Origin of the sequence: Pseudomonas sp. TTU2014-080ASC, assembly GCF_001446935.1 — a bacterium.
In the GTDB taxonomy this organism is placed as follows: domain Bacteria; phylum Pseudomonadota; class Gammaproteobacteria; order Pseudomonadales; family Pseudomonadaceae; genus Aquipseudomonas.
Map to the genome: position 1 here is coordinate 1 of NZ_LKKK01000006.1, position 857 is coordinate 857.

Annotated in this window: 2 rRNA genes; both read right to left on the bottom strand. The window is 46.6% G+C overall.

The window, feature by feature from the left end:
* Nucleotides 1–385 precede the first annotated feature (385 nt).
* Nucleotides 386–501: ribosomal RNA gene (gene rrf / locus AO726_RS10285) — 5S ribosomal RNA — on the bottom strand.
* A 129-nt stretch (nucleotides 502–630) separates the two neighbouring features.
* Nucleotides 631–857 (bottom strand): 23S ribosomal RNA (locus AO726_RS10290); the annotation flags it as partial.

Consider the following 857-nt stretch of genomic DNA (forward strand, 5'->3'; position numbering starts at 1 on the left):
GAGCCATGATCAAACTCTTCAGTTCAATACTGCTTGGGTTTTGAGAAAACCCTAAACTTGGCTCAGCAATCGCAAAAAACTCTCGAATTCACGAGTGTTACTTGTGATGCTGATAATCATTTGACTAACAGTCTTAACTCACAAGCACCCACACGAATTGCTTGATTCAGTTGTTAAAGAACAGTTGGTTAAGTCTTTCGTCTCAACCGAGGCGCGCATTCTACAGCAGCCTCATTTCGCGTCAAGCTATTTTTCGAAGAATTTTTCTTTCTACTCAATGACTTACAAGTGACGCTCAATCACCAGGGTTTGCCTTTAGCAAAACATGGTGCTTGTACAAATAGGAAACCCCGATCAGTTGCCTGATCGGGGTTTCGGTATAGGTGCTTGACGATGACCTACTCTCACATGGAGAAACTCCACACTACCATCGGCGATGCATCGTTTCACTACTGAGTTCGGGATGGGATCAGGTGGTTCCAATGCTCTATGGTCGTCAAGCGATTCAGCTGGGATATCGTGGTTAAGACGCTATCCCGAATTGGGTATGTGATTGCATTGTAGTTGCTGCAAATTTTCGGATTGTTGTCGACTTCAACCGTCTGACACCACAAATTGTTTGGGTGTTATATGGTCAAGCCTCACGGGCAATTAGTACTGGTTAGCTCAACGCCTCACAACGCTTACACACCCAGCCTATCAACGTCGTAGTCTTCGACGGCCCTTTAGGGAGCTCGAGGCTCCAGTGAGATCTCATCTTGAGGCAAGTTTCCCGCTTAGATGCTTTCAGCGGTTATCTCTTCCGAACATAGCTACCCGGCAATGCCACTGGCGTGACAACCGGAACACCAGAGGTT